This is a genomic window from Kaistella sp. SH40-3 (assembly GCF_030686865.1).
GTDB lineage: Bacteria > Bacteroidota > Bacteroidia > Flavobacteriales > Weeksellaceae > Kaistella.
Genome location: NZ_JAQYUS010000004.1, coordinates 214,873 through 230,144, shown reverse-complemented (window position 1 = coordinate 230,144; position 15,272 = coordinate 214,873). Strand labels below are relative to the sequence as shown.

14 protein-coding genes are annotated in these 15,272 nt (G+C 34.5%); 7 read left to right on the top strand and 7 right to left on the bottom strand.

Annotated features, from left to right (window positions below):
- The first annotated feature begins 14 nt into the window (after positions 1-14).
- The 7 genes from kdsB to PUH65_RS08600 all read left to right on the top strand — a co-directional run bounded on the left by kdsB (position 15) and on the right by PUH65_RS08600 (position 7,214).
- The gene (gene kdsB, locus PUH65_RS08630; protein ID WP_305519564.1) at positions 15-755 is read left to right on the top strand and encodes a 3-deoxy-manno-octulosonate cytidylyltransferase; all 741 of its coding nucleotides are present in this window, start codon (positions 15-17) and stop codon (positions 753-755) included.
- Positions 756-934: 179 nt separating this feature from the next.
- A complete protein-coding gene (locus tag PUH65_RS08625; RefSeq protein ID WP_305519562.1) occupies positions 935-1,597 on the top strand; it encodes a histidine kinase in 663 nt (220 codons plus the stop codon).
- Positions 1,598-1,602: 5 nt separating this feature from the next.
- On the top strand, positions 1,603-2,181 hold the full coding sequence (locus tag PUH65_RS08620; RefSeq protein WP_305519560.1) for a glutathione peroxidase: 579 nt from the start codon (positions 1,603-1,605) through the stop codon (positions 2,179-2,181).
- 303 nt (positions 2,182-2,484) lie between these two features.
- Positions 2,485-3,102: a TetR/AcrR family transcriptional regulator gene (locus PUH65_RS08615; protein ID WP_305519558.1), complete on the top strand. Its 618-nt coding sequence runs from the start codon at positions 2,485-2,487 to the stop codon at positions 3,100-3,102.
- Positions 3,086-4,405, top strand: coding sequence for a TolC family protein (locus tag PUH65_RS08610; RefSeq protein WP_305519556.1), 1,320 nt, complete (start codon positions 3,086-3,088; stop codon positions 4,403-4,405). Before PUH65_RS08615 ends, PUH65_RS08610 begins: the two co-directional genes overlap by 17 nt.
- 43 nt (positions 4,406-4,448) lie before the next feature.
- Positions 4,449-5,561: an HlyD family secretion protein gene (locus PUH65_RS08605; protein WP_305519555.1), complete on the top strand. Its 1,113-nt coding sequence runs from the start codon at positions 4,449-4,451 to the stop codon at positions 5,559-5,561.
- Positions 5,562-5,633: 72 nt separating this feature from the next.
- Positions 5,634-7,214: a DHA2 family efflux MFS transporter permease subunit gene (locus PUH65_RS08600; RefSeq protein WP_305519554.1), complete on the top strand. Its 1,581-nt coding sequence runs from the start codon at positions 5,634-5,636 to the stop codon at positions 7,212-7,214.
- A gap of 26 nt (positions 7,215-7,240) precedes the next feature.
- On the opposite strand, the gene PUH65_RS08595 is transcribed toward PUH65_RS08600, so the two are convergent.
- The 7 genes from PUH65_RS08595 to PUH65_RS08565 all read right to left on the bottom strand — a co-directional run bounded on the left by PUH65_RS08595 (position 7,241) and on the right by PUH65_RS08565 (position 15,222).
- Positions 7,241-8,425 (bottom strand): hypothetical protein, encoded by a 1,185-nt coding sequence (locus tag PUH65_RS08595; protein WP_305519553.1) that lies wholly within the window; start codon positions 8,423-8,425, stop codon positions 7,241-7,243.
- 182 nt (positions 8,426-8,607) lie between these two features.
- Positions 8,608-9,438 carry a type 1 glutamine amidotransferase gene (locus tag PUH65_RS08590; RefSeq protein WP_305519552.1) on the bottom strand — a complete coding sequence of 277 codons (831 nt, stop codon included), beginning with the start codon at positions 9,436-9,438 and terminating at the stop codon, positions 8,608-8,610.
- A gap of 37 nt (positions 9,439-9,475) precedes the next feature.
- Entirely contained in the window at positions 9,476-10,582 is a 1,107-nt protein-coding gene (locus tag PUH65_RS08585; RefSeq protein ID WP_305519551.1) for a carboxylate-amine ligase, read from the bottom strand.
- Between the two features lie 90 nt (positions 10,583-10,672).
- Entirely contained in the window at positions 10,673-11,626 is a 954-nt protein-coding gene (locus tag PUH65_RS08580) for a RimK family alpha-L-glutamate ligase (protein ID WP_305519550.1), read from the bottom strand.
- A 57-nt stretch (positions 11,627-11,683) separates the two neighbouring features.
- Positions 11,684-12,397, bottom strand: coding sequence for an alpha/beta hydrolase-fold protein (locus PUH65_RS08575; protein ID WP_305519549.1), 714 nt, complete (start codon positions 12,395-12,397; stop codon positions 11,684-11,686).
- 53 nt (positions 12,398-12,450) lie between these two features.
- A complete protein-coding gene (locus PUH65_RS08570) occupies positions 12,451-13,662 on the bottom strand; it encodes an acetyl-CoA carboxylase biotin carboxylase subunit family protein (RefSeq protein WP_305519546.1) in 1,212 nt (403 codons plus the stop codon).
- 144 nt (positions 13,663-13,806) lie between these two features.
- Positions 13,807-15,222, bottom strand: a complete 1,416-nt coding sequence (locus PUH65_RS08565) for a M17 family metallopeptidase (RefSeq protein ID WP_305519545.1) — start codon at positions 15,220-15,222, stop codon at positions 13,807-13,809.
- Positions 15,223-15,272 lie beyond the last annotated feature (50 nt).

The following is a 15,272-nucleotide window of genomic DNA, read 5'->3' as shown; positions in this document are numbered from 1 at the left end:
CATTATTAAAGAAAATGAAAATTATCGCCGTTATTCCTGCTCGATATCAAGCCAGTCGGTTTCCCGGAAAACTGATGCAGATTTTGGGTGAAAAAACCGTCATTGCTACAACTTATCAAAATGTGGTTGAAACCAAATTGTTCCATGATGTTTTCGTTGCAACTGATTCTGAAATTATTTTTAATGAAATCCAGAATATCGGTGGAAATGCTGTAATGACGGGCGAACATGAAACAGGAAGTGACCGAATTGCAGAGGCAGTAGAAAATATCGATTGCGATATTGTAGTGAATGTTCAGGGCGACGAGCCATTTCTGAAATCCGAACCTCTGACTAAATTAATCTCAGTTTTTAATACTGATCACAATCAGGAAATTTCCTTGGCATCTTTAAAAATTAAATTAAATGAAATTGAGGAAATAGAAAACCCCAATAACGTAAAGGTAATTACTGATAATCAGGATTTTGCATTGTATTTTAGCCGCTCGGTAATTCCATATCCGCGTGAGACTTCGGTAAAAGCAGAATATTTTAAACACATTGGCGTTTATGCTTTTAGAAAAAATGCCTTGCTGAATTTTGCAAAATTAAAAATGCAGCCTTTAGAAATTGCAGAAAAAATTGAATGCATTCGATATCTGGAATACGGCATGAAAATCAAAATGATCGAAACAGATTTCGTAGGCGTTGGAATCGATGTGCCTGAAGATTTAGAAAAAGCACGGCTGATTTTAAAAAATAGTGAGAATTCTTAAAAGATATCTCAAAATTTAATAGGTGTAGCATTCTTAAAATTGGTTAAATAATCAATACCATAATTAAAGTCATTCGCTTTTCATTTCAAAAAGTATATATTTGAAAACTGTTCATATAGAACAGTATTTTTGGTAACAGATAATCTTATAAAAACGCTTTCGGAGCGTAATTTTATTATATGAAAAAAATATTTTTAGTTTTATTATTAGCAATAGGATCTATAATTTCAGCGCAGACGGCGAAGGAAATTATCGACAAAAACATTGAATTATCGGGTGGATTAACCAATTGGAAATTACTCAACTCCGTTTTATTACAAGGTAAAGTTACTTTAGGAATCAATGATGAATATCCGATTAAGATTTACCAGCAAAGACCAAATCTTACCAAAACAGCCATTACCATTGGTAAAAAAGAAACAGCGGTAGAAGGTTATGATGGTACAAAAGGGTACGCAATGAATTACGCCGCGAATAAGATTCAGGAATATCCGAATTATATTGCAGAAAGTTTTGATAACGATTTTATCGACTGGGAAAACAAGGGTTTTGAAGCGAAATATCTTGGCAAAGAAAAAGTAGATGAAATCTACTGCCATAAAGTGGAGTTGACAAAAAATGTGAATAAAACAATTTATTATTTTGACACCAAAACTTACATGCTTTTGAAAGAAATTAAAAAAGATGAAACTTTGGGATATTCAGACTATAGAATGGTTGGAAATTTGATGATGCCTTACAGAATCGAATCTACGTCGCCAAAGAAAGACAGTGACTATGTTATGATTTTGAACAAAATCGAAACCAATAAAGTCTTCCCAGCGAATACTTTTAAATTTTAAAATTCATGAAAAAATTATTAGTTCTATTATTAGCTTCAGGTGTGTTTTTACACAGTTGCAAAAACCAAAAAAACGAAATTTCACAATCTAAAACGACTGAAAATAACATGAATAAAACAATTTACGATTATAAGGTAGAAAGTTTAGATGGAAAAGAAATTAACTTTGCTGATTTTAAAGGCAAGAAAATTTTGGTAGTAAACACTGCTTCCGAATGTGGTTTTACGCCCCAGTATGCGGATTTAGAAAAGTTGTCTAAAGATTATCCAGATAAATTAGTGGTGGTTGGTTTTCCTGCCAATAATTTTGGCGGACAAGAACCAGGAACAAATACCGAAATCGGTGCTTTTTGCGAGAAAAATTTTGGAGTAACTTTTCCAATGGCTGCTAAAGTTTCCGTGAAAGGAGATGATAAAGCACCCATTTTTCAATATTTAACGGAGAAGGATTTAAACGGAGTAAAAAACACAGCGATTCTGTGGAACTTTACCAAGTTTTTAATTGATGAAAACGGACATTTAATCGATTCCTACATCAGTACAACCAAACCGACAAGCGAGTCTATTACGAAATATTTAAAATAATTAGGACTAAAAATAGAGTACTTACTATTATAAAAATCGCCATTTACTATAAAAAGTTTATTGATTTAAGTCGATAAACTTTTTTTGTTTTAAACTGGAAAAAGTGATTTTATTATCTGTTTTAAAATATTGTAATTGTTTAGGTTGGAATATTAAAATGGATTTTATTACTTAATTAATTGAAGAAAACGGAATCAAGTATTATCGATAAATTCTATAATAAATTTTATAAAAAAAATCAATCAATCGTTTGATTGTTTTGTCTTTTTATTTACATTTGCACCCTAAAAAAATCTTCTACCTATGATTACCAAAGAAGAACACATTTTATTACATGCTGAAAAACTATTTGCTGAAAAGGGTTTTGAAGGAAGTTCAACCAGAGAAATTTCGGAAAAAGCAAAAGTAAATGTGTCTATGATATCTTATTATTTCGGCTCAAAAGAAAAACTTTTTGTAAAAATATTTGAGGTAAGAATGAATGAAAGTTTAAAATTTAGCGAAGATGTTTTGGCTAACCAAAATTTAAATGAGTGGGAAAAACTGGTGATTATTATTAATCGTTATGCAGATCGCGTAAAAAATTTAAAAACTTTTTATCGCATTTTACAACGGGAACAATTGAATAGTAAAAATCCAGTAATCGCGGAGTTTTTAAAAAAATCTAAAAAAGGATTTCTGGCCATTTACACTGAACTATTTGAGAAAGGATTTGAGAAAAAAATATTTCATAAAAAACCAAGGATAGAATTTGTGCATTCTACAGTTTCCGGGACTATTTTCACGGCGCTCAATACGCTTCCTATTTACAAAGAGTTTTTTCAGGCAGATGAAAATTATGAAGATCTATATTTCGATGAAATTAAAATACATGTTCAAAACATATTAAAACACCTTCTGGGTTATGAAGAAAATATATAGTTCAATAGTAGTGCTTGGTTTTTCCGCGATAGGAATAACAGCGCAAGCGCAGGCAAAAATATTGCTTACACTAGATGAAGCAGTACGTTTAGGAATTCAGAATTCTAAAAATCTAAAGATCGACCAGGCAAAAATAGAAGAAGCAACGGCTAATTATCTGGAGGCGAAAAACAACAGACTTCCGAGTTTGAAGGTTTCTGGAAGTGCACTTGCTTTGGGCAATGCAAATGTTGACCTTAAGGTTTTGAAACCTTCTGAAAATGGAGGGAGCGCAGCACCAAAAGCAAATTCTGCATTTTACGGAAATGTTTCCGCTTCGTTACCGCTTTACACAGGTGGTAAAATTAAGTACGGAATTCAGTCTGCAGAATACCTCATTGAAGCCTCTAAATTAAGTACTGAAAACGACAAATTGGCTATTGCTTATACCATTTCTCAAGCGTATAATAATTTGTTTAAGGCTAGCCAACAGATTAAAGTTTTAGAAGATAATCTAACGGCTTCTCAAAAAAGAGATGAATCTTTTCAGAAATTAGAGAACAATGGAATAATCGCAAGAAACGATAAGTTAAAAGCGAATCTACAAACTTCAAATATTGAACTTCAACTTTTAGAAGCGAACAATAATTTTAATATCGCCAATATCAATATGGATATATTATTGGGATTGCCAGATGCGACTGAAATAGAAATTGATCCCAATTACATTTCAGAACTTACAGAAAATCAGCCAGTTTCTTTTTATTTAAATCAAGCTGTTTCTCAGCGAAAAGATGTTCAGGCCTTGGATTATCAAAGAAGAGCGGCGGAACTTGGCACCAAAGCAGCAAAAGCAGAAAGTTTACCGACTATTGCTTTAACTGGTGGATATGTCGCAGCAGAAATTCCGAAAATTCTGACCATTACAAATGCTGCAAATATTGGCTTGGGAATTCAATATAACATTGATAATCTGTGGAAAAAGAACTCTTCATTAATGCGTGCTACCGCCACAGAAAAACAACTTTCTGCAAGCAATGAACTGTTAACAGATCAAATTAAATTAGAAATCAACAGAGATTATCAGAATTCTGAATTTGCAAAAAGAAAAATTACCGTTTACGAAAAAGCGGCTGCCCAAGCGAATGAGAATTTCCGTGTAACTAAAAATAAATTCGATAACGGTTTAGCAACCATCACCGAACTTTTAGATGCGGATACTGCGCAGATTTCAGCCAACGTAAATGTGGTGAATGCAAAAGCAGACGCAGCCTTAGCCTATCGAAAACTATTACAGACCACTGGAACTTTGACTTTGAATTAATAGAATTTATACTGAGAATTAAACTTAAATATTTTTTAAATAAATGGAAGATAACAATACACAACCAGAACTTTTCCCAGAAATCAAAAAGAAAAAATCACTTACTTTTCCGATTATCTTGGCTGTTGTTTTAATCGTCGGTGGAATCATCGGGTATAGAACTTATTCTTATGGTTTAGGACACGAAGTGACCGATGATGCGCAGATTGCCTCCAACATGAGTCCTGTAATTTCTAAAATTTCAGGTTATGTGTCTGAAGTGAAAGTCAGCGATAATCAGTTTGTAAAACAAGGAGATACGTTAATTGTCATTGACAATCGTGATCAGAAAATGATTCTTGAGCAAGCGATTGCTGCTTTGGGAACTGCAAAAAGTAATGTGCAAAATGCAATTGCTGCAACGCATGCTGCTTCACAAAATATTAATTCTACAAATGCCGCCATTACGACTGCAACTGCCCAGATTGAAGCAGCAAAAGTAAATGTCTGGAAAACGACTCAGGATTTAAATCGATATGCAAATTTGGTAAAAGATCATACCATTACCCAACAGCAATATGAAACTGTTTTAGCAGCAAAACAATCTGCTGACCGACAGTTACAGGTTTTGATTGATCAAAAAAATCAAGTTTCTCAGCAAACCGGAATCGTAACCTCACAAACTGCAGCAAGTTCTGAACAGATTGGTGTAGCAAATTCAATAGCGAAACAAAGAGAAGTAGATGTTGAAAATGCAAAACTCAATCTTTCTTATACTGTAATTGTTGCTTCAGAAGATGGCTTCGTTGCTAAAGTTCCTATTCAAAAAGGGCAGTTTGTACAAGCTGGAGCGCAACTTTTCAGTTTGGTGAGAGATAATAATGTTTGGGTGATTGCCAACTTTAAAGAAACTCAACTTTCAAAAATGGTAGAAGGACAAACCGTTGATATTGAAATCGATGCTTTTCCTAAAGAAAAATTTGAGGGTAAAGTGACTTCATTTTCGCCAGCAACAGGATCTTCATTCTCTATACTTCCTCCAGATAATGCGAGTGGGAACTTTGTGAAAGTGGTGCAGAGACTTCCGGTAAGAATAGATTTTGTAAATCTTAAACCACAAATTGCTAAAAAACTTCGTGCGGGAATGAACGTGAAAACGACCGTAAATTTAAAATAATTGTAAAGAAGAAATTGGGCAAATGTTACATTTAGTCCCAATCGATTTGATATTAAATATCCAGCAATAAAAATGCAAGATGATTTAGTTGAATACGGCGCACGACGCGTCATCATAACCATAACCGCCATTCTGTGTGCACTTCTGGAGATTGTAGATTCTACAATAGTAAACGTGGCTTTGAATGATATGAAAGGAAACCTAGGTGCAACACTTTCTGAAGTGGGTTGGGTAATTACGGCCTATGCAATCGGTAATGTAATTATTGTTCCTATGACCAGTTGGCTTTCTGCGCAATTTGGAAGACGAAATTATTTCGCCGCTTCAATTATTATTTTTACCATCTTCTCATTTCTCTGTGGTAATGCAACCAGCATTTGGGAATTGGTATTTTTCAGATTAATGCAGGGAATCGGTGGGGGAGCGTTACTCGTAACTTCGCAAACCATTATTACAGAATCGTATCCGCTTGCAAAACGAAGTATGGCGCAGGCAATTTATGGTTTAGGAGTAATTATCGGTCCAACTTTAGGTCCACCTTTAGGAGGTTACATTGTTGATAATTTCACTTGGCCGTATATTTTTTATATTAATATTCCTATTGGATTTGCTGCTACTTTAATGACTTTACAATTTGTTCGAAGTCCGAAATTTGCAGAGAAAAGAAAAGCAAAAGATGTCGACTGGTTGGGAATTGGACTATTGGCAGCCTTTGTTGGCTCCCTACAATACATATTAGAGAAAGGTCATGAGGATGACTGGTTCGACAGCAAAGTAATTATCACCCTAACTGCAGTTGCAATAATCGGATTTATTCTTTTCCTTTGGCGAGAACTTACTTTCAGATATCCAATTGTGGAATTAAGAGTTTTGAAAAACGGGAATTTAAGAATTGGTACCATCATGTCCTTTATTCTCGGATTCGGTTTATATGGTTCTACCTTTATTGTACCACTTTATACCCAAAGTGTCATGGGATGGACTGCGCTGGAATCCGGCGCACTGATGATTCCCGCAGCATTAACCACTGCAGTCATGATGCCAATTATAGGGCGGTTACTGACGCGTGGAGTAAAACAGCAAATTCTGGTTTCGCTCGGTTTACTGCTTTTCTTTGTCTATAGTTTTTGGGGCTACAATATTATTACCCCAGACACGGGGAAAGATGCATTCTTCTGGATGTTGATTGTAAGGGGAGCCGGACTTGGTCTGCTATTTATTCCAATTACATCACTGGCATTAAGTACTTTAAAAGGTCAGGAAATTGGTCAGGGTGCTTCATTCACGGGAATGATGCGTCAGTTAGGAGGTTCTTTTGGAATTGCAGCGATTACTACTTTTATCTCTAATCAAACATCTATTCACAGAGCGGCTTTAGTAAGCCACTTGGATGCAAATGATTTCGATGTTCAACAAAGAATTGCAGGGATGAAAGCGATGTTTCAAGCCAAAGGATTCACTCCCGATGTCGCCTTACAATCTGCTTATAAATTACTGGATTTATCCGTATTGAAACAAGCAACAGTTCTTTCTTATATGGATGTGTTCCTTTATTTAGGACTTCTGTTTTTGGTTTGTATTCCTTTTGTATTATTCGTGAAGGAGCGAAAAGGAAAAGGCAAAGCAAACATCGATTTGGGCGATCTGCATTAATGAACATCAATCTGGTATAGTTCCCTTTATTTTTCAAAAAAGGCAAGGGAACTTCCGATCCAGATGGCATCTTTTTTATTAAAGTCTACGTTAGCCATTGCGACCTTAGTCATTCTCGCTAAATTATCCATTAACAAAGGATTTTCTTCGTTTTCTTTCCAAAGGTAAAGCATACGGATTTCTGATTTAGAAAATTCACCGTTAATGTCTTCAAACAATGGTTCGTAGAAAACCTTTCTTTGCATAATGAAGTTTTCTTTGTCTGAAATAGCCTCAATATCTGATGGAGTAGGATCAAGATTTACGCCACTTCCCGCGAATGAAAATAATGGTTTTAATACAAAATTTTCTAATTTTTCAGAAGCTGGAAATTCAGAGAGAAAATAACTTTTTGGAACATAAGCATGTTCTAATTTTGGCAAGATATATTTGGATACTTTGAAAAACCAATTCGGGTGCGTAACCCAAGTAACATCAACTTCTTCGCGAAAATCAAATTCTGTTTTCAGATTGGGAATATGATCCAGTTCATCAAAAATAACCCGGTTGTATATTCGGTGAATAGGAATTAATCTTCCATCATTTTCATAGAAAAGTTTCTTGCCTTTTTTCTTTACTTTGGTTAAACAAACTGTTTTAATTCCCAAATACTTTTCTGTTAAAGCAAAATCAATACTGGTTTTTTGTTTCTCCGGAAAAATTTCCATCAAGACTACATTCTCTGGATTTTCATCTGCAACAATTACTTCTTTTAAATATTGAATATATTCAGGTTTCGGAAGTGAAGTTCTTAAATCCTTTAAAAAAGGAAAGAGCTCAGAAACTACTTCTTCATATTCTTCCTGAAAAGCATAAAGCGTGGGGAATGCTTGAAGTTCAATTAATTGAGGTTCGATTTCTCCTGTTTCCTGGTTTTTACAAATCCCAAAATCAATGGCTAAAAAATGAGGTTTGTGATGATCATTCGGAACCCTACAATTATCAGGCACCGCTTGATCTAATTCCTCGGGAGACATTTTTTTGATCTGAGAAATAATGCTGTTACAAGCATCATCGATTTTATTTTTAAAGTCTTTCGTTAAAAAAATAGGACTTTCTGAAACCCGGAAAAGCGCTTCTGTTCCTGCTCTTTTTGCAAGTTCATCTTTTAAAGCATTGTATTTTTCGGTCGTATATTCCTGGTTGAATTGTTGTCTGTATTTTGGTATCATGAAATTCTTTTTTTTAAATCAATCGTAAAAATCTTCTTTTGAAAAGAGATATATCTTAATTATCTTAGAATAGTTTTATTGCAAGTCGATTGAATTTTCAATAAAAAACTAACTAATGAATAGTTAGCATTTTTAGTGTTGTTGAGAATTTCTTTTGATTCATTAAAAAGATAAGAAATCAATTACGCCATCATCAAACTCTTCATGACTTGTTCTGTTGCATATTGTAAAAACCTCGGTAAAATCTGAGATTGTGTTAATACTATTTTATCTGGATCATCCATTCTATCAACGGTTTCAAGGTATTTCTCTACGCCGTAATTTTCAATCATCGCTAATCGATTTTTATCAATTTTTAGATTTTCGAGCATTCCTTTTGAATCAGCTTCCGGGTGAAATTGTGTTCCAAAGATTTCGTCTGAAAAGCGAATCGCCATCACCGCGCGCTCCAAATGAATATGCGGACGAACTTTTTCTAAAGCCACGACTTTCATTCCCATTTCATTCAGCCTTTCATAATTAGGTTCAATAAATTGATATGCTCTGGAATCAACTGCATAGAAAGGTTCCGGTAGATTCTTTAATAAAAAATCATCTTTGCCTTCTGCAGTTTTATGTATAGGCATTACTCCAAAAGAGTAGGATTTTCTTTTACAGATATTTCCTAAGTTCCAGTGAATAGAGGCGACTTGAAATGAATGACAAATTAAAAAAGCAAATTTTTTCTGCTCAGAATGTTTGTTATGTTCCCAAAGACCATCTAAAAAATCATCGAATCTTTGTTCCCAAGCATAACCTTCTTTATGAGGAGTTCCCGGACCGCCAGAAGAAATGAATATATCAAATTCCTGAAAATCAGGCATCTCATCTTTAAATCTTACATCAAACACCGTGATGGAAACATCTTCATCTGAATGTTCCTTAAATGTTTGTGAAATCTCTTTAATATTGCGCATACCCTGATTAACATGGTTGTTATTCATATCAAGCAAGGCAATTTTTATGTTTTTCATTCTAATTTATTACGGGTCAAATTTACAATAATTTGATTTATTCGTAAGTAATTCCAAATTCGGTTTCAGCAATCATGTAATCGACCACTGCTTTAAGATCACCAGTTTCTTCATATATTTTTAACTGTCGATCGGCGCCGGTTCCATTTTTCATGATTTCCCAGGCGTATTCAACTTCTTTTCTGCAATCTAAATCATCAACAACATCGTCGATAAACTCTAATAATTCCTTTAATAAATCTACAAAAGGTACACTGGTTTCTTTTCCAAAATCTATTAAATGAGAGTGAATACCATCTTTAGAGGCACGCCATTTATTTTCATTTAACATTAATCTTCTATAACTTCTGAAACTCATATTTTGCTGATGAAGTTTATAAATTTTAGCAACCAAACATTGCATAATAGCAGCCAGACAAACGGTTTCATCGGTTCTTAAAGGCATATCGCAAATACGAAATTCAATAGTAGGATAGAAGGGATGCACGCGAAGATCCCACCAAATTTTCTTGGCATTATCAATGGTTCCCGTTTTAATCATTAAATCAATATACGCATCAAACTCAGCGACCGAATTAAAATAACTCGGAATACCCGTTCTCGGAAATTTCGCAAATATTTCGTGACGATAAGATTTGAATCCTGTTTTACTACCGACCCAAAACGGAGAATTGGTCGAAAGTGCATAAATATGCGGAAGAAAATAACGCATGACATTCTGAATCCGAATTCCTTCTTCCCGATTCGGAATACCGATATGAACATGAAGTCCAAAAATTAAATTAGACCGCGCAACATCTCCCAAATCACTCACGATTTTATCGTAACGGTCATCTTTTGTAATCTGATTATTTTTCCAGTGAGAGAAAGGATGCGTGCCACCACCTGAAACCCGGAGATTATTTTCATGGGCAACTTTAATTAATCTTTTTCGCAGATCAGTTAATTCTGCTCTGATTCCTGAAATATTCTGGCAAATACCCGTTTCCATTTCAATAACGGATTCGTGCATTTCGTGCTTTAAATTTTCTTTTAAAGTTGCTTTTCCTCCTTCAATTATTTTAGAAACATGAGAAACTAAATCGCGGCTTTCTGCATCAATAATTTGATATTCTTCTTCAACGCCTATTGTGAACCTATGCATCTTGTGTTTTTTTTAGAATTATAATATTTTCAAAATTTAAATAGTGCAATCAATATGTGCAATTGCACTATTTATCCTTTGAATAAGAGTTTATTTAATAGAATCTTTCACAAATTTCCCCCAAGAAATATTTGGTTTTCCAGGAACATATTCTTTTGCTTTTTCAATAGCAAGTTTTGCGGAGTGTTCTACAATCCACGCAAAGTTTTCTTCACCTACCGAATTTCGATCCGCATCAGGTGCAGGATTACAGAAATCGATGGCATACGGAATTCCGTCTTTTACCGCAAATTCTACGGTATTAAAATCATAACCTAGCGCTTCATTCATTTTAATAGTATAGTCGTGAATCGTTTTCAATAATTGTTCACGTGCTTTTCCTTCTGTTTTGTGAGTCGTGGCATATCTTAGATGGTGTTCATTTCTTGGTTCATATGGCATAATATGAACGTACTTTTTACCTAAACAATAAACACGATAGTAATCCTCAAAGAAAATTTCTTCCTGAAGCATCATCACCAACTGTCCTGTTTCTCCCAGTTTGGTCCACATATCTTCGGCATCCTCAACGCGGTAAACATTTCGCCAACCTCCACCATCATGTGGTTTCATATAAGCCGGGAAACCGATGTAATTGAAAATATAATCCCAGTCATGCGGGAATTTTAAATTTCTAAAAGAAGTTTCTGTCGTGTTGGTCGGTCGGTCGTTTGAAGGAAGTAAAACCGTTTTAGGAAGTGGAATTCCCAATTGTAGCATCAATGCATTATTAAAAAACTTTTCATCTGCGCTCCACCAAAATGGATTGTTAATAACATAAGTTCCGCTTAATGCAGCATTTTTTAAATAGGCACGGTAAAAAGGGACATCTTGCGAAATACGGTCGATAATCACGGCGTAACCATAATCACCACCTTGTTCCAGTTTATCAATCATTACGGGCTCAGCAATGATTTCTCCTTTACCCAGTTCATTTACTTTATCGATAAAAGCCCACGGAAAAGTATCTTCCATACCGAATAAAATTCCTACTTTCTTTGCCATAATATTTTTATTTTTTTTAATTAATGTTGGTTATAATAAATTTTGTAATTATTAAAATTAAGAAAAAAATCGACTAATAAAGATTGGGAAAACCATTCGCCAAAGTGGCCAGTCATGGTTGATCCATTTTTGTTCATCATACCAGTGATTGATTCCTTTTGAACCTAATATTCCCGCCATTTCCCGCGTTTGATCCAAACAGATATCCTGATCAGAAGTACTTAAAACAATGTGCATATGTTTGAATTTAAATGCTTCATCATTTTTCACAAACTCTCTCGGACAATTGAAATAAACCTGATCGTTGCTAAATCCATCCATAAAATTTCTGATTGAAAAAGCACCGGAAAGACAGAATAAGTGAGATACCACATCTGGAAAACGGAAGGCGAAATTAGAAGCGTGATAACCTCCAAAACTTGCTCCGGCAACCGCCACACGATGTACAGAATGTAAACTTTGAATATAAGGGATAAACTCCTGAATCAGGAATTGTACATACAGTTCATAATTGCTAATTCTTTCTGCTGGTGAAATATTCTTATCATAAAAACTAACATTATCAATGGTTTCTATATTATACAATTTAACTTTTCCTGAATCGACAAAATGACTGATACTTTCGTTCAGTTTAAAATCGTTATTTTGGGTATATTGTCCTTGCGAAGTAGGAAACATAATAATCGGATGACCGTAATGTCCTGTAACTTCTAGTTTTAAACTTATTCCTAAAATATGTGAATAATAATCGGTATGCTCAATTCTCGCCATAATTAATTGTAGATTTTAGAGGATGAAATTTTCATGAATGGTCTTTCGTTGAGTTAGGAAGTAGGTTTACTTTTGGGTGGCATGATGCTGATGTGATGGTCATATATTTTTAAAGCGGCTTCCTCTAAAAGTTCTTGAATTCTATCGCCATCATTCGATTGATAGACCAATCCTACATGGTAATCCATCTGTAAAAATTTATAAACTTCAGGTTGTTCGAATTCCTTAAAATCAGGGTGTTTATCTCTGGATAAACAAATGATTAATCCACCAAAAAGTTCTTTTGGTTTTGCTAATTGGTAAGGCGTATTTTTGAGCCAGGCATTTTCGATTCTTGCCCATTCCCGCCAAAGATTAATCCCAGTTGAAGCTTCGACCAAATCGGGAATATGTGCACCGCCAACTCGGGAAGAGGTCTCCAGGAAATACCATTTTCCGTCTTCTTTTCCGCGAATGAATTCAGTGTGTGTTGCGCCATTTTTTAAACCGAAACTTTTTAAAACTTTTTGATTTACAATTTGTAATGCTTTAAATTCAGGAGCGTTTTTTCCTAAGGTTTTAGACCGAAAAATTCCACCATCATGGGAAACTTCCATTGGTGGAGAAAGATATTGTGATGCCGAAACGAAAACGATTTCACTGTTATAAACTAAACTATCAACGTGGAAAACATCGCCTGGTTTAAAACTTTCTAAAAGGAAATGGTGTCTCTTTTCTCCTAAATTAGAAATTGCAGTTATCAGTTCGTCTTTCGATTTAATTTTAATAATTCCCGTTGCAGATGCTTCCGACCGAGGTTTCAAAACCCAAGGTGGCGATACCATTTCTACAAATTCGTCGATGGTTTCATCATTAAAAATAGAGCAGAATTCGGGAACATCAATTTCAGAATCTTTGGCCATTTGCCGCATGGCCAGTTTATCGCGAAAGTAACGTTGCGTTGTTTGTCCCATTCCTGGAATCCGAAAAGATTCGCGGATTAGAGCCGCTTTTTCCACATCATAATCATCTAATGCAATAACGACATCAATCTTTGTACTTTTCATTAAATGAGAAAATCCCTGAACCAAATGGTCCAGATTCCAGACGGATGGTTCAATTTCTGACATATAGTAAACCTCATCGATTGCATGCCAGGGCCAGTTTTTTTCTTTCGTGCTTTCAGATGCAATCAGGATGATTTTATTGCCGAGCTTTTTCATCTCATCCATAAAATCATAGCCTTTATAATAGCAGGAAATACAAACGATTGTTTTCTCCTTCATATAATGAAATTTAATAATTATTGAATTATCAAAAATATAAACACTTTTTTATTAAGTAATTAATACCAATTATTAACTAATGTTCAATATTTGAGAATCCTATTTCAATTATACAGAGAAAATTTCTAATATGCTAATTATTTGTTAATATTTTTGTAAAAAGTCAAGCAATAACTGCATACCATAACCAGTTGCTCCTTTTTCTTTCATATACCGCACATTTCCAAACGCAACTCCCGCAATATCAAGATGTGCCCAGTTCGGATGTTCCATAATAAATTGCTCCAGAAATTTACCAGCAACGATACAATCTCCGAAAGGTTTAGATGATATATTTTTGAAATCTGCAACATCTGATTTGAAGTCGTCTTTCCAAATATCCCAAAGTGGAAGATTCCATAATCTTTGGTTGGTTTCATCTGCAGATTGTTCTAAAGATTTTTTCAAATCATTGTTGTTTGAAAAATATGCTGCACAAGTAGAACCGAACATTCTCACGGCACTTCCTGTTAAAGTTGCCAGATCGATTAAAGCATCGGTTTTATAATTTTTTGCGAGATAGGAGAGTCCGTCGGCAAGAGTCATTCTTCCTTCAGCATCGGTGTCTAGAACTTCGATTGTTTTCCCATTATAAGCGGTAACAACATCGCTTGGAATGTAAGAAGTATTTGAAACCGCATTATCAGTAATCGGTAAAATCACCACTAAATTTACGGTAAGTTGTAAAGTCGCTGCAGCAATTAAAGTTCCCATTATCGCAGTTGCACCGCCCATGTCTGATTTCATATAATGAAGGTTTTCTGAACCTTTAATTGAAATTCCACCCGTATCGAAAAGGACGCATTTTCCCACCAATCCTACCGTTTTTGCATTTGGGTGTTCAGAATGATATTCTAAAATGGTGAATGCTGCTTCTTGCGAACTTCCCTGATTTACAGAAAGGAAAGCGCCTAATCCTAATTCCTCCGATTTTTTGCGATCGAACACCGTTTGTTTTAAATTATATTTCTCTGAAATCTCATTTAAAAATCCAGAAATATGCGGAACTTTTTTGAAATTTTGAGGTTTGTTGAGCCATTCCATGCAGGCAAATTGTCCTTCGCAAATCGCGAAAGTTTTGAGTTGTAATTCTTTTAAATCTTCCTCTGAAAAAGAATTAATTTGTAACTGAAAACCAGGTTTAAATAGAGGATGTTCGCTTTTGAACGGATATTCATAAGTTCCTAAAAACAAACCTTTTACTAAACTTTCAATATGATCAGTATTAAAGTTTTCGGTATTGATAAAAGTGCTTTCTGATTTTATTTTTTTTCTACAATCGTAAGAGAATTTTTCCGCACTTGACTGAATACTGAAATTTTTGGGATTTGCTCCTAAGCCGATTAAAAAATGAACGGTGCCATTTTCTAGGAGGATAAAAGTTTCGTCTTTCTTTGCCGAAAATAAACCGTCGAAATTTTGGCTGAAGTTTGCTTTTTCTGTTTGCCAGTTTTCTTCGGTAAAAAAAGTAAACTTTTGAGTTGTTTCGATTGATGAGGTATTGGTAAGATTGATTTTCATTTTAGGTTTGTAAGAATTATTAATTTGAATTCATTTAAAATTAAGGTTTT

Excerpts from the sequence above, each read along its gene's own strand:
- PUH65_RS08565 (WP_305519545.1), bottom strand. The coding sequence starts at position 15,222 with ATGAAAATCAATCTTACCAATACCTCATCAATCGAAACAACTCAAAAG.
- PUH65_RS08625 (WP_305519562.1), top strand. The coding sequence starts at position 935 with ATGAAAAAAATATTTTTAGTTTTATTATTAGCAATAGGATCTATAATT.
- PUH65_RS08620 (WP_305519560.1), top strand. The coding sequence starts at position 1,603 with ATGAAAAAATTATTAGTTCTATTATTAGCTTCAGGTGTGTTTTTACAC.
- kdsB (WP_305519564.1), top strand. The coding sequence starts at position 15 with ATGAAAATTATCGCCGTTATTCCTGCTCGATATCAAGCCAGTCGGTTT.
- PUH65_RS08610 (WP_305519556.1), top strand. The coding sequence starts at position 3,086 with ATGAAGAAAATATATAGTTCAATAGTAGTGCTTGGTTTTTCCGCGATA.
- PUH65_RS08615 (WP_305519558.1), top strand. The coding sequence starts at position 2,485 with ATGATTACCAAAGAAGAACACATTTTATTACATGCTGAAAAACTATTT.
- PUH65_RS08570 (WP_305519546.1), bottom strand. The coding sequence starts at position 13,662 with ATGAAGGAGAAAACAATCGTTTGTATTTCCTGCTATTATAAAGGCTAT.
- PUH65_RS08585 (WP_305519551.1), bottom strand. The coding sequence starts at position 10,582 with ATGCATAGGTTCACAATAGGCGTTGAAGAAGAATATCAAATTATTGAT.
- PUH65_RS08605 (WP_305519555.1), top strand. The coding sequence starts at position 4,449 with ATGGAAGATAACAATACACAACCAGAACTTTTCCCAGAAATCAAAAAG.
- PUH65_RS08575 (WP_305519549.1), bottom strand. The coding sequence starts at position 12,397 with ATGGCGAGAATTGAGCATACCGATTATTATTCACATATTTTAGGAATA.
- PUH65_RS08580 (WP_305519550.1), bottom strand. The coding sequence starts at position 11,626 with ATGGCAAAGAAAGTAGGAATTTTATTCGGTATGGAAGATACTTTTCCG.
- PUH65_RS08595 (WP_305519553.1), bottom strand. The coding sequence starts at position 8,425 with ATGATACCAAAATACAGACAACAATTCAACCAGGAATATACGACCGAA.
- PUH65_RS08590 (WP_305519552.1), bottom strand. The coding sequence starts at position 9,438 with ATGAAAAACATAAAAATTGCCTTGCTTGATATGAATAACAACCATGTT.
- PUH65_RS08600 (WP_305519554.1), top strand. The coding sequence starts at position 5,634 with ATGCAAGATGATTTAGTTGAATACGGCGCACGACGCGTCATCATAACC.